General features: G+C 56.8%; 5 protein-coding genes. 2 read left to right on the plus strand and 3 right to left on the minus strand.

Annotated features, from left to right (window positions below; all coding sequences use genetic code 11):
• Positions 1-174: 174 nt before the first annotated feature.
• Together KMZ15_RS08990 and KMZ15_RS08995 are read left to right on the plus strand one after the other, a co-directional pair.
• Positions 175-327: a transposase gene (locus KMZ15_RS08990; RefSeq protein WP_368859504.1), complete on the plus strand. Its 153-nt coding sequence runs from the start codon at positions 175-177 to the stop codon at positions 325-327.
• Between the two features lie 28 nt (positions 328-355).
• Positions 356-583 carry an IS4 family transposase gene (locus tag KMZ15_RS08995; RefSeq protein ID WP_368859505.1) on the plus strand — a complete coding sequence of 76 codons (228 nt, stop codon included), beginning with the start codon at positions 356-358 and terminating at the stop codon, positions 581-583.
• 44 nt (positions 584-627) lie between these two features.
• On the opposite strand, the gene KMZ15_RS04745 is transcribed toward KMZ15_RS08995, so the two are convergent.
• The 3 genes from KMZ15_RS04745 to KMZ15_RS04755 form a co-directional block, all read right to left on the minus strand.
• A complete protein-coding gene (locus KMZ15_RS04745; RefSeq protein WP_258134733.1) occupies positions 628-1,122 on the minus strand; it encodes a hypothetical protein in 495 nt (164 codons plus the stop codon).
• 132 nt (positions 1,123-1,254) lie between these two features.
• Positions 1,255-2,562 carry an NAD(P)/FAD-dependent oxidoreductase gene (locus KMZ15_RS04750; protein ID WP_223691128.1) on the minus strand — a complete coding sequence of 436 codons (1,308 nt, stop codon included), beginning with the start codon at positions 2,560-2,562 and terminating at the stop codon, positions 1,255-1,257.
• A gap of 105 nt (positions 2,563-2,667) precedes the next feature.
• Positions 2,668-24,864: an SDR family NAD(P)-dependent oxidoreductase gene (locus KMZ15_RS04755; protein ID WP_223691130.1), complete on the minus strand. Its 22,197-nt coding sequence runs from the start codon at positions 24,862-24,864 to the stop codon at positions 2,668-2,670.
• Between the last annotated feature and the right edge of the window lie 274 nt (positions 24,865-25,138).

Consider the following 25,138-nt stretch of genomic DNA (forward strand, 5'->3'; position numbering starts at 1 on the left):
AACATGTAAACAGCCCTAATCTCGAATTTATCCGCAAGAAGCCCTGCCAAAGGTATGACTGCTCCAAATGCTAGGTCAAAGAAAGCCAAGTATCCGGCCATTGCTGAGCCGCAGTTTTGATGGAGCACCCGGCGCATCACTTCTACCCCAAATGCAGGCACGACAAGTGAGTTTATTGACTGGTACCGAGCACGCTGGGAGATTGAGACTTTCTTCCATGTGCTCAAAAACGGCTGTCGCGTCGAGGCGCTGCAGTTGGCACGATCGAAAAGCTCGAACGCGCGCTGGCGGTCTATATGGTGGTGGCATGGCGAATTGCCCGCCTGATGCGGTTGGCCGTATCTGCCCTGATCTGATGCTGAACTGCTGTTTGAGCGAGAAGAATGGCAAGCTGCGTATGTGCTCATGGAAAAAAGCGTGCCCGGAAGCGCCCACACTCAATGAAGTCGTGCGACTGGTTGCGATGCTGGGCAGCTTCCTAGGCCGCAAGGGGAATGGGGAGCCCGGTATCTGGCAGGGCCTGCAGCAGATTGCTACCTTTGTACACGGACTCCGCTGGGCGCGCGAAAATCAGGTGCTTTGAGTTGTGTATAAGGACATGCAGTTAGAGTATGAGCTATCGCCCCCTTAACGCGTTTGCTTAAGGATCGTGGTGATTTCTTTCTCACTCAGCCCAGTACCCTTCTCAATGAAAGCATTGTCCATTCCCATCGCTCTCAAATTCTGAACGATGGCACTCGCTTCTTCTCGGCGTCCTCGCTGTAAACCTTCTTGCAGACCCTCCTGCAAACCTTCCTGTCTGCCCAGACGTTCAATGCTAGTTACATATGGCATATTGCGCTCCTGCTCTAATTCCTTGATAGATAAATTATAACGAATTTCTAAATTTTCTGGTAAAGTCAAGATCCCATCGATAAAAATGTATAAATTACTAATCGCTTCTCGATCTAAACCTTTATCGTAAAGCTTGCGGGTCAAAGTAAGCTTTGAAGCATAGCGAGCTTCCGGCGCAGAGCGGGTTTCCAGTCCAGCCAGATGAGCCGCTACGACAGTGCCAAATGGATTGGCTATTTCCAGTAACAGCACTTCCTGGCCGCGATAATCAAGCAATTTGTTTGTCAAAAATTGAAAGTTGCAAACGGGATAGCCCCAAACTTCCTCTATGTAATTGCTCGGCCGCCAGCGAACGTGTTTGGCGCACGCTCGATGCCAAGAAATCCGTACGACGATCATACTAGCTCAGCGAACACCCCTCTAATGCAACTTCACCCGCGGCGAAATTGAGCGGCGTAACCAATGCGCCACCGTATCCGTTGCCATGCGTATAAAACCATGTAACGCGGCAATATGCAGCCGATACAATGACATATACATAAAACGAGCAAACAGTCCCTCAATAAATAGACTGCCGCCCATCACCCCGCCCATTAAATGACCTACCGCGCTAAAGTGACCTAGCGAAACCAGTGAGCCAAAATCACGATAACGGAAATTAGGCAGCGGCGCGCCTTTAAGCCGGCGCGTTAATGCGCGTCGCAAAAAATTGGCCTGCTGATGTGCAGCTTGCGCGCGCGGGGGGATGGTTGTGTTCTGCTCTGGCCACGGACAGCTGGCACAGTCGCCAAAGGCAAAAATGTCAGGATCGGTTTCAGTTTGCAGCGTGGCATGGACCTTCAACTGACCCCGTGGATTCGTTGCCAGCCCATCCAGTTGACTGAGTATGGCGGGTGCTTTAATGCCCGCGGCCCATACGGTGAGATCTACGGATAGGGTTTTGCCGCTCGCCGTGTACAGTGCTTTATCCGAGACACTGGCCACTTGCTCGTTCACCATGATTTCAACATTGAGTTTAGTGAGCAAGGCAGCGGTTGCTTTTGAGACATGTTCAGACAAAGCCGGCAAGATGCGCGGCCCCGCTTCAATCAGCACGATACCGATATCATGCTTGGGGTCCAGCGGGTGTAAACCATAGGTGGCTAATATTTGGGCGGTTTGACGCAATTGAGCCGATAGTTCAACGCCGGTTGCCCCTCCGCCAACAATCGCAATTTGGATCCGCGGCCGTGCATCAGAACTACCTGGGTTTGCATCAGCGCGCATGCATGCAGCCAGTAAACGACGATGGCACGCTTGTGCTTGCGCTGCAGTATCCAACGCCTGCGCGTATTGCTGAGCACCTGCTACCCCAAAAAAATTCGTGGTGCTGCCGATGGCTATCACGAGGGTGTCATACGCCAACTCGCGAGAAGGCAATAATTCAGAGCCATCAAGGTCATGCACAGCGGCCAGCGTAATGGTCTTCGCTACACGATTAAGACCGCTCAATGCACCGAGTTGAAATTTAAAGTGATGCCAATGTGCTTGGGCCGCGTACTCAAGCTGATGCATAAATGGATCCATGCTGCCGGCAGCAACTTCATGCAGGAGCGGCTTCCAAAGATGGGTCGGGTTGCGGTCAACCAAGACAATTTGAGCGGTTTGGCGGGCGCCAAGACGGTTACCTAGGCGGGTTGCAAGCTCAAGCCCGCCGGCACCGCCCCCCACAATCACGATGCGATGCATATATTTTCAACCTTCAAGGACGAAATCCAAGTGATGTAAAGAAGTATACATTCGTTTTCGATGATGACTGCGAGTATAAGACAGGCCAATTACCACACTTTCGGCTCACGGCAACGCATTCATTGTTTCGATTACCTCAAAATCTGCATGGATTCTGCTCTGCCTTGCCAGAAAGGTTCCACTGCAAAGAAAGCTGCAAAAGACATCAAGGTCTTTCTTGAGGATTTCGTATTTCGACCCCGTGATAACCTTCCGGGCAGCGATCGCAGCGTCAAGGTCAAAGTCTGCATCCCGCAAAGCCAGCGCATCGGAAAAAGGGCTCTCGCTCAAGTGCGAGATCAACCCGTAAGATACGGCTGTCTCGCTCGAGATAAGTTCCCCCGTCACATTTAAACGCAACGCACGAACCGGACCGATTACCGAACTCAGATAGCTCATACCTCCCATGCCGGCGATCAAGCCTGAGCGCGATTCGGGTAAGCCCATTTTCAGACCTGGCCAGACGAACTGGAGATCGGTCATCATTAAGAGTTCCATCCCTCCCCCTTGGGCGCTGCCGTAGACCGCCCCGATGATTAGACAGGGTAAAACGGCTAGGATGTCTAAGACCGACTTATAGGTCTCGCCAAGCTCAATGATCGCATCGGTATCACTACGTTGGACGCCGTCGAGAAAGGACTTTCGGTCCCCACCTAGCGAAAAATGCTTGCCACGATGGGAGAAATAAATAAACCTCGTCCGAGAAAAATCTGCGAAGTCACGGATCGCTGTGAAGACCCCAAGCAATGCCTTTAGACTAGCCAAGTTAAATGTATTGCCGGGGCCAGTCTGGATGAAAATCCACAAATCTCCCGCTAGATCTTCGGCAACTTCGAACTGATTAGCATAAGGAGCCAGCGCTTCTGACAGCGCTCCTATGCTGATAGGGCATAACCTTTTGTCAAGACGCTCGAGTTCTCCTGCAAAAAGCCGCTGACGCTCATTCAGGGAGCGAATCGAGCCAACCTTCGCCAGCTCCGGATCAAGTGAGATGTACGCTGTGGGTACGGTGGTCTGAGAGGTTCGGCTTGGCACGGCGGGAGCGACAGCGGTCATTGGGCTGGCAAGAGGCAGGCGCTTGCGTCCGCGCCAAGAAGCTGGCACCACCAGCACCGCCCTTTCGCCGGCATCGGCCTGGACGTCGACCATCGCCGCAAGCGATTTCGCCATAACGGCCGCCTGCTCTCGCGTCAGATATTCCGCTAACGCCGCAATCGTCCGGTACTCGAAGAACACGGTGAGACTCAATTTGAGGCCGTAGGTGCGATTCAGCACGCTGCTAAAGCCTGATAATAGGATCGAGTCAAAACCAAATTCACTCAGAGGGATATCTCGTTTCAGTTCCTCTCGCGCAATCTTCAATTGGGCCGCGATTAACTCTGTCAGAGCATGCTCCACTCGCACTTGTAGCTCGTTCGAGACGATTTTAGTCCGCTCGGAGTCTATCACTGCTGTTTTTTTAGACCGCGCCGACATCGGCGCTCCGTATCCGGTTTGCACATGTTGCAGCATACGGGTTCGATCGCCATACCCCACCACCACATGTGCTGCCGCCTGATGCAACGCTCGATACAGAACGCTAATACCTGCCTCACTAGGTAACGCCTCCATCCCCATCACTTGCCGCATGCGCTCTTGGGTGGCTGTATCCAGTTGCATGCCACCGTCGGCCCATAACGGCCAGCCCACCGAAAGGGTGCGGCCATGCCGTAAGCCCTGACGTACCAGGCCCTCCCTGTATTGCGCATAAGCATCCAGAAAGCCATTGCCCGCCGCATAGTCGGTCACCCCTACATTACCCAACACGGTCACCAGCGACGAGCACAGTACCAGCCAGTCCAAATCGATGTCTCGGGTTGCCTCATCCAGCGCCACCAATCCATCTACCTTAGGTATCAGCACCTCCTGCAATGCTTGCGCCGTCTTGGTCGCCAGTAGACCGTCGCGCAGTACCCCTGCACTATGAATAACGCCATTCAGTGCTCCATACTCGGCCATAATGTCTGCGATTAGGGCCGTCACCGCTACTGCATCGCCCACGTCCAGCGTCCGGTATACCACGCGCGCGCCCAAGGCGCGTAATGCTTCCAGCACCTCTTCGTATGCCGGCTGCAACACACTTCTTCCGGCCAGTATGAGCACCGGATCACAGACTTGTGCACTCGCCCGCGCGAAGATCTGCCCCAAACCGCCCAAGCCGCCAGTAATCAAGTAGACTCCTCTAGCACGCCAGGGTAATACTGTCTCAACGGTGTTCGTTGTGTCCAAGTCCTCAAAATCCCAGACCTCACGGCGTCCTTGCGCATAACGCACCATCGGTGTCGGCGCAGCCGCTTCGGCCTGCAGCCATTGCGCCAGTACTAACGCTGGTGCGTCGACGTCCACCGCCACTATTTGAGCCACCAGCTGCGGGTATTCCTGCTGTGCGCTGCGCAGTAACCCGCTTAACCCTTGCAATACCGCGCCTTCATCCGCGTTAGGGGTGACCAGTTGCAAAAACAACGACGCTCCCGGATGCGTTGCAACTTGCCGCTGCAGCCACGCCACCACCTTTTGAGCGTAGCAGACATAGCGCTCGGCCAGCGTGCCGGTTGCCGTCAATCGTTCGCACTGCGCTAATGGTAGTGTGGTGGTGAACACTTCAACTATCGATGCATCACGCGTACCTACCTCACACAGCAATACTCCGTGCACCGCGTACGTTGGTAAATCGGCAGAGGGGATTAGTGTTCGCGCCTTCCAACGCGGTGCTAACAACATCGTTTGAGACATCGTTACCTGACTCACGGTTCTGATGGGTGCATGCGCTGAGGTCAGCGGTACCTCACTACACTGCGGTTGCACCTGGCCATCACTCACCGCGACCACAATTTGCTGGCCTAAGTCGTGTGCTGCTTCAGCAGGAAATTGGAGCGCACCGAAGCCCTCAGCCTCCAACACTTGCCGCCACGTTGACGGCGCCAACGCCGGGGTACCCGTTATCCGCAATTCTTGGTCCTCAGCCAGCCACCAGCCGTCCAACAGCCCAAACGTCAAATGCGCAAAGAGGCCTGTATTCGTCAGTTCGTTGAGTAACAACAAGCCATTGTCCTTAAGCAGGGCCTTAGCATGGCGTACCGTGCGCCGAATATCGCGCGTGGCGTGCAGCACGTTGGTTGCCAACACCACGTCATAGCGCCCTAGCTCAAATCCTTGCTCCAGCGGCGAGCGCTCGATGTCTAAGCGTTGTGTGCGTAGATAGGGAGCCTGCGCCACATGGCGCTCCTGCGCATGTAGCAAGAAAGCGGGCGATACATCCGTGTAGGCATATTCCTCGATCTGCAACGCATACGGCGCTAACTGTTTAAACAGTGCCATGCTGGTTCCGCCCGTACCCGCACCGATTTCCAAAATGCGGTATGGTGTCATCGGGTCAGTCTGTCGCCGTGCCTGTACATACGTCATTAAGCGTTCAGCCAGCACGGTATTAAAGTAGTCCGCGACCGGGTGATCGTGGTATACCCCTTCAACTAAAGCCAACTGTCCTTGTGGGAACAGCACCTCTGTCGCGAGCGTGTCGCCGCGTAGCACGGACGGTAACGCTCGCAGCGCTGCATCGACCAAACGAATCTGAGCACTGAGTGCTGGATCATTCTGTACAGCGTCACGATACGCATCCCACTGAGCCCATAATACGGATGGATCTGGCGCTGCTTGCATCGGCAGTCCCCGTTCGGCCAACAAGCGTCGACTGTGCTGCCACCAGCGCGCGTAGGGTGCACTCGGTTGAGCGTTTGCTGCGAACCCGCCAACGCTATCCAATTGCGCTTGCAGCAACTGGGCCAAGCGCGCATCGAGATCCATTAGGTCATGCTGCGTCACCGGCGGCAGCACACTCTCAGTAGCCGGCGGCAGTGCTACGCTCGGTGCTAAAGGAGCTTTAATTACCGTCTGTGGCACAGCGATCTCACGCTCCACGCTATCCTGCACAATACGTATACTGCAACCGCTCAAGCGCAATGCTACGATGCCACTTGCGTCAGCGATGTCGATGTCCAGCGTGTGCATGGTTGCACTCTCACCCTCCCGCGGCCGCACCACAGCCCATGCCTCGGTTGGCACTTCGCCCCACTGCCTTACTTGTTCAACTGCAAACGATAATGCCAGACTCTCGTCCTGCGTCAGCCCCAGGCTCGTTTGCAGCGCTCCGTCCAAGAGTTGAGGCAGCCAGGTATAGCCTCCCGCGGCCTTGCCCGGCAAACGCAACGATCCTACCACCACGTTCGGACCCACCTGTAAGGCGCTTAACACTTGGAAGCTTGCGCCATACTCCAAGCCCAGATGCGCAAAGCGGGCATAGCACACCGCAGACGTTAACGTCTGACTGCATTGCCCAAGCAGCGTCGCCAGATCTACCCGCGGCGCGTCACGCACTTCGGCAAGCCGCGCTGTGCCGCGGCTATACACGACCGTTTCGTCATCATTGCCGCTATACATCTCAAAGGCAATCTGGCCATCCTCCTGCACTTCCAGGCTGATATGGACCTCCAGCACGTCTAAAACTTTCAGCGGGCGCAACCATGCCACCGTTTCCAAAATAACCGTTTGCTCCGCGTCCATGCGGCTAGCCAACGCCACCGCCGCACGCGCCCACTCTAGTTGCACCGCCCCTGGCACGATCCGCTCACCGCGCACCACATGATCACGCAGAAACCACTCCTCCCCCGTCAGAGTCGTGCTATAGCGCTGCTCAATTAAGTCCGACGTATTACGGTGGATCAGTGGGTGCAGCAAAAACTCCGCTCCGGTCACTGTTGCCAGCTCCAGTCCTTGCGACACCCAGTACCGCTCCTTAGCGAACGGATAGGTCGGTAGACTGATCCGCTGCGGCTTCACTGCGCCATATAACTGCGCCCACTTCACCTCCAGCCCCTGCATCCATAATTGAGCCAGTTTGCCCACTTTGCCAAGGGCCATCCACTTACTGATTACTTCTTGAAATTCCTCATCGGCCCGGAATACCGCCAAGGTATCGTGTTCGCGTTTCGCCTCACCATGGAACGTATCCTCTTGCGCTGCCTCGCCACGTACATAGCCTGATAGTTGCTCCTTCAGCGTACTCATGGATGTCGTCAGCAGCGCCAATCTCACCCCCAGCGCCTCGCGCCCCACTTGTAGCGTATACGCCAAGTCAGCCAGGTTCACCTCAGCCTGGCGCTCCAGATAGGCCAGCAACTGCTGCGCCTGATCCCTCAGTCGCTCCTCACTCCTGGCCGATAGCAATACAACTACCGGTCCGCTCACCACCGTCGGAGCCTTCTGTGGCGCCACATATTCCTCAACGATAACATGCGCATTCACGCCACCAAAGCCAAACGAACTCACTCCCGCGCGGCGTGGCAACGCCTGCCCTTGTCGATCTCGTAAGGCTTCCCAAGCGCAGGCTTGCTGCACCACATAGAATGGACTGTCGCTCAAAGCAAGCAGCGGGTTTAGTTCCTCGCAGTGCAAGCTTTTGACCAAGGTCTGGTGCTGCAATTGCAATAGTACTTTGATCAGACCAGCCACACCGGCGGCCAGTTCCAAGTGTCCGATATTGCTCTTCACCGAACCTAAGCCGCAATACGCCACCGGCAACCCTGCGCCCAACTCAGCGAATGCGCTCTTGAGACCCTGCGCCTCGATTGGATCGCCTAATGAGGTACCTGTGCCGTGCGCCTCGATATAGCTCACCGTTTCTGGCTCTACGCCGGCTTGTTGCAACGCGGCCTTGATCAGATCCGCCTGCGCTCGCGGGTTTGGCGCTGTCAACGAATTCGCTCGCCCACCATGGTTAGTTGCGCTGCCTTTGATGAGGCCATAAATGTGATCGCCATCACGTTCCGCAGCCGACAGCGGTTTGAGGAATAACATCCCCACCCCTTCTCCACGTACATAACCATCGGCCTGCGCAGAGAAAGTCTTGCAGCGCCCATCCTTGCTCAACATGCCCGCCTGGGCAAAACTCTCGTGCGCCTCAAGCGACAGCAGCGTGTTGACTCCACCTACGACCGCCTGCGCGCATTGCCCGCTACGGAGCAACTCCAACGTCCGATGCACCGCGACCAGAGAACTTGAGCATGCCGTCTCGATGGGTTCACTCGGCCCATGCCAATTTAACCAATAGCTCATCCGGTTCGGCCCCATCGAGCCCACTAATCCCGCTGCGCTATACCCCGCCACTGTCTCACCCGCTTGGGCCAGCAACTGCCCATAACCGCTGCTCATCGTCCCGACCAGCAGCGCCGTATCACTGCCCGATAAACTCTGCACCGAATAGCCCGCGTCCTCGATCACCCGGTACACATAGAGCATCAGCAGCCGCTGCTGCGGATCCATTGCTTGCGCTTCGCGCGGCGAGATGCCAAAAAAGAGCGGATCAAATTCGTCTATGCCTTCGATGATGCCGGCATGGCACATCACCGGCGCCACGCTACGCTGCCAGCGGTCGGACGGTAACGCTCCGATGCTGTCCCGCTCCGCCAGCAGGTTAGTCCACAAGGCATCAATATCCTCGGCTTGCGGGAAACATCCGCTCATGCCGATCACCGCGATCGGCTCGTTCTTGAGCGGATCACGCCCGCTCACCTCTACCTGTAATGGCGCTGTTGCAACGCCGCCCCGTCGGCGCCGAGTAGTAGGGGGAAGCGGCACGGGAACAACTCCGCCAGCGGAACGAATGGGCGTCTTTACGGTTGCCGCAAACGCGGGTGCGAGTACTGCTCGGTGTTCCCGCAGCAGATAGCCCGCCAGTGCTGCGATCGTCGAATACTCGAAGAATATTGTTGGACTCAGGGCCAAACCATATTTCTGGTGCAAGGCGTTGCCAAACTCTGTCAGCGTAATCGACTCAAAACCAAATTCGCTCAGCGGCGTATCACGCTCTAATTCCTCTCGCGCAATTTTTAGCTGGGCCGAGATCAATCCTGTCAATGCGTACTCTACCCGCGACTGCAATTCGTCTCCGGCGAACTCGCTCAACTCAGTGTCCACAACAAACTTCGCAGCAAACGATAGCGGTGCTTCACATGCAACCCGCAGTTGGTTCAGGATGCGCGCGGCAGCACCGTACCCGACCACCACATGCGCAGTGTTCTGCGCCAGTGCTTGGTATAGGGTTGTCACACCGGCAGCACTCGGCAATGGCTCTAATCCTGTGTCCCGCCGCAGCCGCTCTTGAGCAGCCGCATCTAGCTGCATACCCCCTTCGGCCCACAACGGCCAACTCACCGATACAGTGCGGCCTTGGCGCTGTCCCTGCGCCACTAGGCCCGATCGGTACTGCGCATAGCTATCCAGAAAGCCATTACCAGCCGCATAATCCGTCTGCCCCACATTGCCAAACACACTCGCCACTGACGAGCACACTATCAGCCAGTCCAGCGCCATGTCTTGCGTCGCTTCATCTAATGCCATCAGGCCCGCCACCTTTGGCGCCAACACCTGCTGTAGGCTCTCACCGCTCTTTTGCGCCAACAAACTGTCGCGCAAGACCCCAGCGCTATGGATCACTCCGTTCAGTGGCCCATACTGCGCCTCAATTTCGACCACTAAGGCCGACACTGCCGCCACATCGCTCACGTCCACTGATCGGTACGCGACCCGCGCGCCCAGCGCCTGCAACTCCTGCAGCACAAGCTCCTGCGCCGGCTTTAATGCGCTGCGCCCGGTGAGCACCAGCACTGGATGGCGAACCTGCTGCGCCATCGCGCGAGCGAATACCTGCCCCAATCCACCCAAACCACCTGTGATCAAGTAGACGCCCTCGTCACGCCATGGCAGTGTCGGCTCTTCGCTTGCCAAACGCGCATAGCTCAACACCTCTCGTTGCCCTTGCACATAGCGCACCACCGGCACCGGGGATGCCGCCTCGACTCGCAGCCGCTGCGCCAATACTGGCATCGATACCCCCGCCTCCACCGCCACTACTTGACACGCCAAGCGCGGATATTCTTGCTGTGCACTGCGCAATAAGCCGCCCAGCCCCTGCATGACTGCGCCTTCGCCTTCGCTCGGGACAATCAGTTGGAACAACAGTGCCTCACTCGGATAGGCAGCGACCTCTTGCTGTATCCGCGCCAGCAATTGCAACGCATAGGCCGTATAGCGCTGCGCCAGCGAACCCGTTTCTGTCAGCTGCACGCACTGGGCCGCAGAGAGCTCAGCAGCTAGTTCAGCGCTCTTCTCTGGACCATCCTTGCCCACCTCGCACAATAAGATTCGGTGTACCCTAGCGGATACGGCCGCGGGTTGCGCGTTAGCGGGTTGCACCGTCCATTGCGGCGCAAGGAGTATGGTCTCAGGTATAGCCACGGCATGCCCAGCAACTTCATGCACCGGCCGTACACTAAAACCACTTAAGCGTAGCGCCACCTGCCCACTTGCACCGACGATATCGACATCAAGCTTGCGGATTGCCGAGCTATCCTCTGCACTCGGGCGCACCACCGCCCATGCCGGCGTAGGTATCTCGCCCCATTGCTTCACCTGCGCCACCGCAAACGGCAGTGCCAGGGATGCATCAGTCTCATCTTGCGTCAGTCCCATGCTGGTCTGCAATGCCGCGTCTAACAAATTAGGCGCCCACTCATACCCTACTGGACTCTCGCTGGGTAGGCGCAATGTGCCCAGCACTACGTTATGACCTACCTGCAATTCGTGCAGAACTTGGAAGCTTGGACCGTAACCTAAACCCAGCTGCACAAACCGCGCATAACACGCCTCCCCTGCCAACGTCTGCTCACATTGACCTCGCACTGCCTCCAAATTCACCTGCGGCGCCTCATCCACTGCGACCAGCCGGGCCCAACCTTGGCTATACACCACCGCTTCATCGCCACGGCCGCTGTAGATCTCAAAGTCAATCCGACCGTCTTCCTGCCTCTCCAGCCCGATATGCACCTCCTGCGGCTGGGTAACCACCAGTGGACGCAGCCACGTCACCTCCTGCAGCAAAACCGATAACGCTGTTGTCCCGCCCTCGTCATCGCTAGCCAATGTCACCGCCGCGCGCGCCCACTCCAATTGGGCCGCTCCAGGCACCACCCGCTGACCTCGCACGACGTGATCGCACAGGAAAAATTCCTCACCCGTGAGCATCGTACTGAAACGCTGCTCACTCAAATTTGACGTGTTCCGGTGGACCAGCGGATGCAGTTGACGTTCTGGCCCACCTTGCACCACCGTTTGCGGAATCCAATACCGCTCCTTAGCAAACGGATACGTCGGTAAACTGATCCGCTGCGGCTTCACTGCGCCATATAACTGCGCCCACTTGACCTCCAGCCCCTGCACCCACAACTGTGCCAGCTCGCCCAACTTGCCGCGAGCAAGCCACTTACCGATCGCTTCCTGCAATTCCTCATTAGCACGGAATACCGACAAGGTCCCCTGCTCGTGTTTCACCTCACCATTGAACGTGTCCTCTTGCGCTACCTCGCCACGCGCGTAGCCTGATAGCTGCTCTTTCAGCACGCCGATGGAACTTGTCACGAGCGCCAATCGAACGCCCAGCGCCTCGCGTCCCACCTGGAGCGTATACGCTAAGTCAGCTAAATTCACCTCAACCTGACGCTCCAGATAAGTCAGTAACTGCTGCACCTGCTCCTGTAGCTGTCCCTCACTCCTGGCCGATAGCACCACTACTACGGGTCCATTCACCACCGTCGGCGCTCTTTGCGGCCCCACATACTCTTCAATAATGACATGCGCGTTCGAGCCCCCTGCTCCGAACGAAGAGAGACCTGCCAGCCGAGGATATTCCCGCTCCTGGCCATCTAGATTGAGCACCGGTCTTGGCCATTCGCTTAATTCCCGCTGTACCTTAAATGGCGTTGACTCAAACGCAATATACGGATTCAGAGTTTCGCTGTGCAGGCTCTTGACCAGTTGGCCATGCTGCATCTGCAGTAGGACCTTGGTAAGACCCGCAATCCCTGCCGCGCTCTCGCAATGGCCTATGTTCGATTTCGCTGAACCAATCGCACAATACTGCGTGTCCTGGGTATAAGCGCCAAATGCTTTGCTCAAGCCGGTGATTTCGATCGGATCCCCGAGAGCCGTGCCGGTACCGTGTGCTTCTAAATAACTAATCGCCCGTGGATGCACCCCTGCCTGTTGGATTGCCTGCCCGATCACCTCGGCTTGTGCATTGGGATTAGGTACCGTATATCCATTCGTTTTACCACCGTGGTTGATCGCGCTGCCCTTAATCACGCCATAGATATGGTCCCCATCTTCAACCGCCTGCGCCAGCGGCTTAAGTACCACTACGCCCACCCCTTCGCCTGGCACATAACCGTCTCCACCCGCGCCAAAGCTAGTGCAACGTCCTTCGCTCGAGAGCAGCTGCAGCCGCGAGAGGAACACATATTTGTTCGGATGTACCGTCACATTGACGCCGCCGGCCAGCGCCACTTCACAACCACCATGCCGCAGGTTCTCGCACGCTAGATGGATCGCTGTCAGCGAGGACGAGCACATCGTATCTATGCCCAAGCTTGGGCCATGGAAATTGCAATAGTATGAAATACGGTTGGCGATTGAGGCTACACTGCCGAATAATCCCAGTCCTGGAGCCTGGTGGGTACCGTGCAACTGATATTCCTCATACATCACGCCAACAAATACTCCGATTGCTGCGGCCTGCTCCAGAGCATCCGTCGGTGCACCCGCCAGGTTCGCCCGGGTATAGCCCGCATCCTCAATCGCGCTATATGCGCATTGCAGGAATAAACGCTCCTGCGGATCCATGATTTCCGCCTCGCGTGGCGAAATCCCAAAAAACCGCGGATCAAATTCATCCATGCCATCGATAAATCCACCCCACTTGCTGTAGCTCTTGCCCGGCCGGCCTTTATGTGGCTCAAAGTGGTCTTGCCAGTCCCAGCGTTCAGGCGGAATCTCAGTGATACAGTCGACCCCTTGCACCAGATTGTTCCAAAACGCTTCCAAGGTATTGGTCTGTGGATAGCGGCCACTCAGACCAATGATAGCGATATCCTGTGCACCCTTGCCTGTGGCTTGCCCTTTCTCACTCTCAAAGTCGCGCTGCAAGCGCCTACGGGGACGGCTGGCTGGAACCGGAGACACCGCAGCAAGCGGAGATGCCGCAGCAGGTTGTGGCTGACTCTCTTGCTTAAGCAGGGCCATGAGCTGTGTGCGCCGTTGTTGCAAAAAGTAGTGCGTCAAGGCAGCAATACTCTGGTATTCGAAGAACAGCGTCTTTGAGAGCGACCCAAAAGACTTTTCCAGTTCAGTCGTTAACGCAACCACCATCACTGAATCGATCCCATATTCCTCGAGTGGGGCTTGCGCGTCAATGCGCTGCACCGGCAGTTTCAGACTCTTAGCTAATAAACCGGTTAGAAAGCGCTGCGCGAGCTCTATCAAGTCAGGGTCTGGTCCCGATGGTGCCGCCACAGCAGCGAGCTGCAGCCGCGGTGTAGCGCAAGCAGCCTGCATCCGTTGCAGCATACGGGCCTCTGCACCATATCCCACGAACACATGCGCTGCAGGCTGCCCTAGCGCTTGATACAATGCCGTTACGCCGACGGCGCTCGGCATTGCCTCTAGCCCGGTCTCCCGTCGCAGCAGCTCTTGGGCAGTCCCATCGAGCCGCATACCCCCTTCGGCCCATAACGGCCAACTTATCGATACGGTGCGGCCTTGGCGCTGTCCCTGCGCCACTAAGCTCACCCGATACTGCGCATAAGCGTCCAGAAAACCATTAGCCGCCGCATAATCCGTCAACCCCACGTCACCCCACACGCTAGACACCGACGAGCACAACACCAGCCAGTCCAGCGCCACCTCCCGCGTCGCCTCATCCAAGGCGACCAAGCCCGCTACCTTCGGCGCCAGCACCTGCCACAGGTCCTCGTCAGTCTTCTGTGCCAGCAAGCCTGCGTGCATCACCCCAGCGCTATGGATCACACCGTTTAGCTGCCCATACTGCGCGATCACTTCTGCCACTAAGGCAGCCACTGCCACGACGTCGCTCACGTCCACTGCCCGATATACGGCCCGTGCGCCCATTGCTTGCAACTCCTGCAGCACGTGCTCCTGCTCTGGCTTTAATGCGCTGCGCCCAGTCAACACCAGCACCGGCTGGCGTATCTGCTGCGCCATCGCGCGGGCGAACACCTGCCCCAATCCACCCAAACCACCGGTGATCAGGTAGACGCCGTCATCGCGCCATGGTAATGTCGTATCGTCACCTTCCCATGGCGTAAAGCCCAATACCTCTCGTTGCCCTTGCACATAGCGCACCATCGGTGCCGGTGAGGTCGCCTCAGCTTGCAGCCGCTGCACCAATAGCCGCATCGATACCTCAGCCTCTACCGCCACCACCTGGCACGCCAACCGCGGATATTCTTGCTGCGCGCTACGCAAGAAGCCATTTAGCCCTTGCAGCACAGCGCTTTCGCCTTCATTAGGGATCACCAGTTGGAGCAACAGCGCCTCGTTCGGATGGGCTGCGACCTCTTTCTGTATCCATTTCAATAGTTGCGCCGCATAGGCCATATAGCGCTGCGCCAGCGTACCGTTCCCAATCAAACTCACGCACTGAGCCGGGGAAAGTGCAGCCGCCAGTTCAGCTAACCTCTCTGGATTGTCCTTATCCACCTCACCCAATAAGATCCCGTGCCTCCCATAAGCCGGTACGCTCTCTGGCTTTGCCATTGCTTGCGCCGTCCAGTGCGGCGCCAACAGGACGGCCTGAGGCGCAACTGCCGCGTGTTCGGTGACCGCACGCATGGGTCGTGTAGTGAAACCGCCTAGGCGCAACGCCACCCGCCCACTGGCATCGACAATGTCAACGTCGAGCTTGCGCACCACCGCACTATCGCCCACTCCTGAGCGCACCACCGCCCACGCCGGCGTGGGCAGTTCACCCCATTGTTTCACCTGCGCCAATGAAAACGGCAGCGCCAGGGGTGCGTCGGACTTCTGCGTCAGCACCAAGCTCGCCTGTAATGCCCCATCCAGCACATTCGGCGCCCACCCATATTCGGCTAGCTCCTTTGCGGCCATGCGTAAGGCGCCTACCGAGACGTGATGGCCTGCCCGCAATTCGTTCAGCATCTGGAAGTTCGTGCCATAACCAAACCCCAGTTGCACAAACCACGCATAACATTCATCGCTCGTCAAGGTCCGCTCGCATTGCTCCCGTATCGCTTCCAAATCCACTCGCGGCGCTTCACCGACTTCGGCGAGTTGAGCCCAACCCTGACTGTACACTCGCGTTTCATCCCCACTGCGGCTGTAAATCTCAAAACGAATCCGACCGTCTTCTTGCATCTCCAGACCAATATGCACTTCCTGCGGCTGTTCTACCACCAGGGGGTGCAACCATGTCACTTCCTCCAGCATCACTGCCTGGCCTACCTCAGCAACACTGGCCAACGTCACTGCCGCGCGCGCCCACTCCAGCTGGGCAGTTCCAGGCACAACTCGCTTACCTCGCACCAGATGATCGCGCAGGAAGAATTCCTCGCCCGTGAGCGTTGTACTAAAGCGTTGCTCGCTCAAATTTGACGTGTTACGGTGTACAAGCGGGTGCAGATGGCGTTCTAGCCCACCTTGCGCCACTTTCTGCGGCGCCCAATACCGCTCTTTGGCAAACGGATACGTCGGCAGGCTGAGCCGTTTAGGCTTCGTGTGACCATATAATTGCCCCCACTCCACCTCTAGTCCCTGCACCCACAGTTCCATCAATTTGCCAAGCTTGCCCTTAGCAACCCATGCTTCGATCGCCCTTTGCAGATCCTCGTCGGCTCGAAACACCGCCAAGGCGCCCTGCTCACGTTTCACCTCACCCTGGAACATATCCTCTTGCGCCGCTTCACCACGCACATAGCTTGATAGTTGCTCCTTCAATGCACTCATGGATGTCGTCAGCAGTGCTAATCGGACTCCCAGCGCGTCACGTCCCACCTGCAGCGTATACGCCAAATCGACCAGGTTCACCTCAGCCTGGCGCTCCAGATACGCTAGCAACTGCTGTACCTGCTCCCCCAGTTGCACCTCGTTTCTAGCCGATAGAACCACCACTACGGGCCCACTTAATTCCGTCGGTGCCCTCGGGGGCCAGACATATTCCTCAACAATGACATGCGCATTCACGCCACCAAAGCCAAACGAACTGACCCCGGCTCGGCGTGGCAGTGCCTGCCCTTGCTGATCGCGTAAGGCCTCCCATGCCTGCGTGTGTTGCACTACATAGAACGGACTGTCGTCCAAAGCAAGCAACGGATTCAGTTCTTCGCAATGCAGGCTTTTAACCAAGGTCCGGTGCTGTAGCTGCAGCAGCACTTTGATCAGGCCCACCACACCGGCAGCCAGTTCTAGGTGGCCGAGATTGCTCTTCACCGAACCCAAGCCGCAATACCTCAGTGGCAACTCAGTGGCCAATTCTGAGAATGCGCTCTTGAGACCTTGTGTCTCAACCGGGTCACCTAATGCGGTACCGGTGCCATGCGCTTCGATATAGCTGACTGTTGCCGGCTCCACGCCCGCTTGTTGCAGCGCGGCCTTAATCAGATCCGCTTGCGCGCGCGGATTCGGCGCCGTCAGCGAATTGGCCCGCCCACCATGGTTAGTCGCACTGCCTTTAATCAGGCCGTAAATATGGTCTCCATCTCGCTCGGCCGCCGCCAGCGGTTTGAGGAAGAGCATGCCAACCCCTTCCCCGCGCACATAGCCATCCGCCTGTGCGGAGAAAGTCTTGCAGCGGCCACCTTTGCTCAACATGCCGGCTTGGGTAAAACTCTCGTGTATCTCCATCGATAGCAGCGTGTTGACCCCACCCACCACCGCTTGAGCGCATTGTCCGCTGCATAGCAACTCCAGCGCCCGATGCACCGCGACCAACGAACTCGAGCAGGCCGTATCAATCGGTTCACTCGGCCCATGCCAATTGAGCCAATAGCTCATCCGGTTCGGGCCCATCGACACCCATATGCCTGGCGCACTGTATCCTGCTACCGTCTCGCCCGCCTGCGCGAGCAAATTCCCATAACCGCTACTGGCGCTCCCGACCAGCAGCGCCGTGGTACTGCCCGACAGGCTCTGCACCGAGTAGCCCGCATCTTCAATCGCCCGATACACATACAACATCAACAGCCGCTGCTGCGGATCCATCGCTTGCGCTTCGCGCGGCGAGATGCCAAAAAATAGTGGATCAAATTCATCTATACTCTCGATCATCCCGGCATGGGAAATCGTCGGCACCGCCCCATGCTCCCAGCGGCTGGCCGGCAACGTTCCGATGCTATCCCGCTCCGCCAGCAGGTTGGCCCATAAGGCGTCGATATCCTCAGCTTGCGGAAAACAGCCACTCATGCCAATCACGGCAATCGGCTCATTTTTGAACGTATCTCCTCTACTTACATCGTCCCTCAGCGCTGCCGCAGTGCGTCCCTGCCAACGCCGAGAAGGCGTCAACGATGAAGGAGCAGAGCCAGCTTCTGAACGGACTGGTACTGCTACCGCTGTCGCAAAAGCGGGGGCGAGCAGCGCTTGGTATTCCTGCGCTAGATAAGCGGCTAATGCTGCAATCGTCAAATATTCAAAAAATATCGTTGGACTTAAAGTCAAACCGTACTTCTGGTTCAATATATTGCCCAACTCCGTCAGCGTGATTGAATCAAAACCAAATTCTCTCAGCGGCATATCACGCTCTAATTCTTCGCGTGCAATTTTTTGCTGCGCCGAGATCAACCCCGTCAATGCGTGCTCTACCCGCAACTGCAACTCGTCCGCTGCGACCTCGCTCAACTCAGTATCCAGAACCTCCTCTGCAGCGGGTGATAGAGGAGCTTCAAAAGCAACTCGCAAATGTTGCACGATGTGCAATGCCGTACCATACCCAACCACCAGATGCGCCGCGTTCTGCGCCAGTGCTTGGCATAAGGCTGTCACACCGGCAACACTCGGCAATGGCTCGAGTCCTGTGTCCCGTCGCAACCGCTCTTGGGCAGCTTCATCTAGCTGCATCCCCCCTTCGACCCACAACGGCCAACTTATCGATACGGTGCGACCTTGGCGCTGCCCCTGCGCTACTAGGTTCATCCGATACTGTGCATAGGCATCTAAAAAAGCATTGCCCACCGCATAGTCCGTCTGCCCTACATTACCCCATACCCCCATCACCGACGAGCACAGCATCAGCCAATCCAGCGCCACCTCTCGCGTCGCCTCATCCAACGCCATCAAGCCCATCACCTTCGGCGCCAACACCTGCCGCACGGTCTCGCCAGTCTTCTGCGCCAGCAAGCCATCGCGCAACACCCCAGCGCTATGGATCACGCCGTTTAATTGTCCGTACTGCGCCACCACTTCCGCCACTAAGGCAGCCATGGCCGGGGCATCGCTCACGTCCACCGCCCGGTATGCAACGCACGCGCCTAGCGTCTGCAATTCCTGCAACACGCGCTCTTGCGCCGGCTTTAACGTACTGCGTCCGGTCAGCACGAGCACCGGATGGCGTACCTGCTGTGCTATCGCCCGCGCAAACACCTGCCCTAGTCCACCCAAACCGCCGGTGATCAGGTAAACGCCTTTATCACGCCAAGGCAGTGCTGCCTCTTCGCTGTCCAATCGCGCAAAGCCTAAAACTTCTCGTTGCCCTTCGACATAGCGCACCATCGGGGCGGGAGAAACTGCTTCGGCGCGCAGCCGTTGCGCCAGTAGCTGCATCGATACCTCAGCTTCTACCATCACCAACTGGCACGTCAACCGCGGGTATTCCTGCTGCGCGCTACGCAATAAGCCACCCAGACCTTGCAACACCGCGCCTTCGCCTGCGCTGGGAACAACCAGTTGTAGCAGCAGCGCATGGCTCGCATGGGCTGCCACCTTTTTCTGTATCCATTCCAGTAATTGCACTGCATAGGCCGTATAGCGCTGCGCCAGCGGTCCCGTTTCCTTCAATTGCACGCACTCTGCTGCAGACAGTGCCATGGCAAGTTCAGCTAGCTTCTCTGGATTACCTTGGCCAATCTCACACAATAAGATTCCTTGCATTCCATAAGCGGGGGCTAGTGCGGATTGTGCGGTAGCGTGCGCCGTCCAGTGCGGCGCCAATAGAACTGTCTGAGGTAGTGCAACTGTCGCCCGCTCGGCGGCCTCATGCAGGGGGCGTGTACTAAAACCACTTAAGCGTAGCGCCACCCGTCCATTCGCATCGACAATATCAACGTCGAACTTACGCACCACAGCATGATCATCCGCATCCGCGCGCACCACCGCCCACGCCGACGTGGGCAGTTCACCCCATTGCCTGACCTGTGCCACCGCGAAGGGCAGCGCCAGGGGCGCATCGGCCAATCCTTGCGCTAATCCTACGCTTGCCTGCAACGCTCCGTCTAGCATATTCGGCGCCCACGCATAGCCAGCTGGCTCCTCTGCAACGCGCAAGGCGCCCACCGCGACGTGATCGCCTAGCTGCAATTCTTGGAGAACCTGGAAGTTTGGACCGTAACTTAAGCCCAGTTGCGCAAATCGCACATAACACGCCTCGCCTGTCAACGTCTGTTCACATTGCTTTCGGATTGCGGCCAGATCTACCTGCGGCGCTTCACTGACCTCGGCCAACTGAGCCCAACCCTGGCTGTACGCCACCCTCTTGTCCCCGCTGCCGCTATAGATCTCGAAATGAATACGGCCATCCTCCTCTTCCGCCAGACCAATATGCACCTCTTGTGGTTCTCGTACCACCAAGCGTCGCAACCACGTGACCTCTTGCAATAGAATCGATGACTTGGCCGCCCCTGGCTCGCTCTCACCCGCCAACATCACCGCTGCGCGCGCCCATTCCAGTTGCGCCACCCCGGGTACAATCCGTTCGCCTTGCACCACATGATCACGCAGAAAAAATTCTTCGCCGGTGAGCGTTGTACTAAAACATTGTTGGCGTAAAGACGACGTGTTCCGGTGAACCAGCGGATGCAGTTGACGTTCTGAGCCATTCTTTACTCCCGTTGGCGACACCCAATACCGTTCCTTGGCAAAGGGATAAGTCGGAAGACTGATCCGTTGCGGCGTCGTCGGACCGTATAACTGCTGCCACTCTACATCGAATCCCTCGACCCACAACTGCGCCAGCTTGCCGAGTTTGCCCTTAGCGACCCATGCTTCAATACTCTTTTGCAAATCCTCGTCGGCTCGGAACACTGCCAATGCCTCCTGGCTGCGTTTGAGCTCACCCTGATAGGTATCCTCTTGCAGCGTTTCGCCTTGCCCATAGCACAACAACCGTTCTTTCAGCTCAGTCACGGACTTCACCACGAGTGCCAAGCGCACTCTAAGTCCATCGCGTCCCATCTGCAATGTATACGCCAGGTCGGCCAAGTTCACCTCAGCATGGCATTCTAAGTACGCCAATAACTGCTGCGCCTGGTCCCGCAACCGGGCTTCATTTTTAGCCGACAGCACCACGATAACTGGCCCGCTCAACCTCGTTGCTGTCTTCTGTGGCGAAATATATTCTTCAACGATGACATGCGCATTGGTGCCACTAAAGCCGAATGAACTCACCCCCGCTCGCTTTAGCCCCGCCGGCCACGCCTGAGTGTGCGTGACGACCCGCACCGGCAAGCGCTCCCAAGGAATGTGCGGGTTCGGCGTCTCAAAATGCAACTGTGCTGGAATCATTCCGTGCTGCATCGACAGTATGGTTTTGATGAGCCCGGCAATGCCCGCTGCGGCTTCTAGATGGCCTATTACGCTCTTGAGCGAGCCGATTAAAAAGGGCTGATCGTCTGAGCGATCGGTCCCAAGTACTTGGGCCGCCGCCATGACTTCGATTGGATCGCCTAATTTGGTCCCCGTCCCATGCGCCTCCAGGTAACCGATTTCGTGCGGCGCGATGCCCGCCTGGACGAGCGCTGCTTCAATCACTGCCTGCTGCGCCAACTGATTCGGCGCAGTTAAACCGCTGCTGCTGCCATCCTGATTGATGGCACTGCCCCGGATCACTGCAATAATTGGGTCCCCATCGGCCTGCGCATCAGACAACCGCTTCAAGATCACGGCCGCGCAGCCTTCTCCTCGTACATACCCATCCGCCGACGCATCGAACGTTCTGCACCGCCCATGAGGAGAAAGCATGCCGGCCTGTTCGTATGCTAGAAATCGTTTGTCATCTAGCAACAGATTGACCCCAGCCGCCAAGGCCAAAGTGCACTCTCCACCCAACAGACTGCGGCATGCCGTGTGTACCGCTACCAGCGATGAACTACAAGCGGTATCGATACTGAGTGCGGGACCCTGCCAATCGAAGAAATATGACAGACGACCTGCCGCCACCGAACACGCATTACCGGTGGCAAAGTGGGCGTTAATATCCGCCTCGCTGCCATTGCGCGCAATCACGTCCTCGTAGTCACTGCCCATCATGCCTACGAAGACCCCGCTACGCGTCCCACGCAGCATCGCTGGCGCAATCGCAGCAGATTCTAGCGCCTCCCAAGTCACCTCTAGCAACAAACGTTGCTGCGGATCCAATAATTCTGCCTCACGTGGCGAAATACGAAAGAATCCCGCATCAAAGCACTCTACCTCGGCCAGGAAGCCCCCCTGCCAACGACATGGCTCTGCTTGGCTCCCCCACAGCAACTGCCGGTTGGCGGGCAATGCACCCACCCCATCACGTGCCGCTAGCAATTCTTGCCAGAATTGGGCGGGGTTGTTCACGCCATCTGGCAAACGGCAGGCCACCCCAATGATCGCGACGACTTCATCTTGGCGGGTGGATTCCCGCTGTAGGCCATCACTCGCTGAAACATAGGTCGCACGGGCGGTGCTTGCCTGCGGCATCGACTGAACGGTGGCCTGAGCCATAAAATACCCAATGACCGCCTCAGACGTTCCGTAGCTAAAGAAAAACGTCGAGGGCAACGACTCTCCCAAGCGAGTACTCAGCCGCCTTCTTAATTCAAGCAATTCCAGTGAACTGAGCCCCATCTCCATCAACGGCGCCTGGAGATCATAGCCTGTGGCTCGTTGACTGCCCAGTATCTCTATCACAGCGCTACGCACAATCGGCTCAACCTGATTGACAGCTAGCGTAGTATCAGTGGATACCGCTTGTGGACCTGCGGTTTCGACGACCGTCTTCTGCTCGGAGCGCAAGCGATATTCAATTAAAACCCCAGCCCCTTCGTTATCTGTGTCTCCCGGCCTAAACCCGGGTAGTACCTCGCGTATTACCGCCCCATGCGAAGCATGGAAATGCAGCATCGGATCCACCCATTGGCCCTGTTCATCGCGTAATTGAATATACTGATCGAGGCTGTACTCCGCCTGATACTGACTATAATGAGCGCAGCGCGTGACGCCCACGATCGCCTCTACACCGTCAAGCAACGAGCCATAGACCAACATCAAGTCAAGCAGCGCATCACTGAACCCTCGTCCATGCATCTCGGGCGCAACAAATAATCCTAACAGCTGCACATAGCGGCCTTCTGCTTGGCATAAGCGCCCGACTTCGGCATAGTCTATGCTGCGCAGTGCTTCGACAGAATCAATGCGCTGCGTATACAACACAGCCGCAATCTGTCCGGCAAACTCCAGCACCATTTGCTGCTGCGGAACATCACACACGCGCCGCTTTATTTCCGCTGTGGAGATACGCATGGAGCTTGGCTCGCACATCCGGTTAAGGTGCTTGAGGCGAGATAGATCGGCTCGTACTGGATGACGAATCGTATAAGGCTGAGGGATTAAACGATGTAAAGAGAGGCGGGTAAAGTTCTGCCCCTGGGGAAAAGTGCGTGACAGGCCCGGTTCAGGAAAGAGGCCAACTTCAGCTGCGGCCATTAAAAAAACCGAAGCTTCGACCAGCTGCTGACCAGAAAACGCTTTAAAGGCATCAAAATGAGCGCTTTCGGTCCTATTCCTTAAGCGCTTAACGGTATTCGGTTGTAAACAATGCGACTCCAGTACGAGTAGGCCAAAGCGGGAGATTGCCATGCGCCAACGGCGTAGATGCTCAACTAACCCTTGTACTGCCTGTGCGGGCTGGATTTCACTGCCATCGCGCGCTACGTACACGCCGGTATACTCCAACCCCTCTCGTCGCTGTACCACCTTCTTATCCTCAACCGGCAGGAACGGGCGCTCATGGTCTAAAAATGCACGCACATGCAAAATGTTTTCTGGATCTTCGATGCCCGCAGCAGCTAAATCAGTGATCAATTGCTGCGGGTCTCCGATACTTCCCCGCACCAGTAAGTGTGGCAACCCAGCCAACGTTCTTCCTGTGGCTTCAAGTGATAACGCGTTGTCGTCTGCGCCGATCAGCGTGAGTGGATACTCCGCCAATGCCCGCCCCCGTGCTGAACGCATTTTGATAAGCTGGTAGATTCGGTGCAGCAAACGCCCGTCGCCACATCCCATATCTGCGATATAACGGGGTTGCTCTGCCAAAGGAAGTTGATCGAAGATGCGTAGAATGAGAGTATCAAGCTCAGCAAAATGGCTTTGATGTTGCACGCCACTGGCAATGACATTTACCGTACGGTCGAAATGGGATTCATGTCCCTGTTCATTTTTACCGAATATTGTATGCGCCTTGCCAAACAATAAATCATCAATACGAAGAAGCATCGGTGTGTAGGACACCACCGTACCCAAAGCGCCCCTGCTCGCCAGCAACGCTCGGCCACCCGACGTTAACCGAAAACTCGCCGCCTCAATTTGCCCCCAGCCACGTTGGATAAATAAGGTTCGTATAGCCTGCAACGCAGCAGCCGATATGTCGCTTGGTTGAGTCCGTTCCAGTACATCATCTCCCAATGTGTACAGGTGTGCTAACAATGGCGTCAACAAAGCACCATCTAGGATGCTCACCACCATCGGCTCAACTCCGCCCCATCCCGCGCTACAGCGATCTAGCCAGCGCAGCAAATGTTCAGACTGCTCAGAGTGTTCAGCCGCTAGCGCTTGCGTCAGCGGTAGTTGCACTAATTCCGCCAGATCGCTCGGTACCTGCCGTGCCAAACTAGTACCTGCAACCACCCCATATCGGTCCGGTTCAATCCATTCCACCCAACCCAATTCATACAAGAGCCGCAGACCCGCATGTAGATGCCCGGCATTGCCTCGGTAGCGTGACGCGATCTTCTTGAGCCTCATCGGTCGGGCTGACATCGCCTCCAAAACCCCGTGCCGTGCGAAGCTGTCAATGACATGTGAAGCAACCCATCCATTAGCCAACCCATTGATGACGTCCAACATAATGACAACCCCTAAAACGTTATATTTCGTTATATGACGGCTCACCACATAGGCGACCGCTTAGGCTAATCTTGAGACTTGAAGGCGAGGGATATGATAAGCAAATTTTGTCCGGCATGCACTTTTTTTCATTTGAGAGTATTCTCAAATGAAAATTAATCCAGGACGGTTATCGAAGATGAAAATGAACGAAAAACAAGCAAGCGTAGTGCGAGAAATCCGCACACTACGTTGTGTGGGAACCGGGGGCGGGTGACTGCCTCCGGTCGTGGGG

Origin of the sequence: Mycoavidus sp. HKI (assembly GCF_020023735.2) — a bacterium.
GTDB lineage: Bacteria > Pseudomonadota > Gammaproteobacteria > Burkholderiales > Burkholderiaceae > Mycoavidus.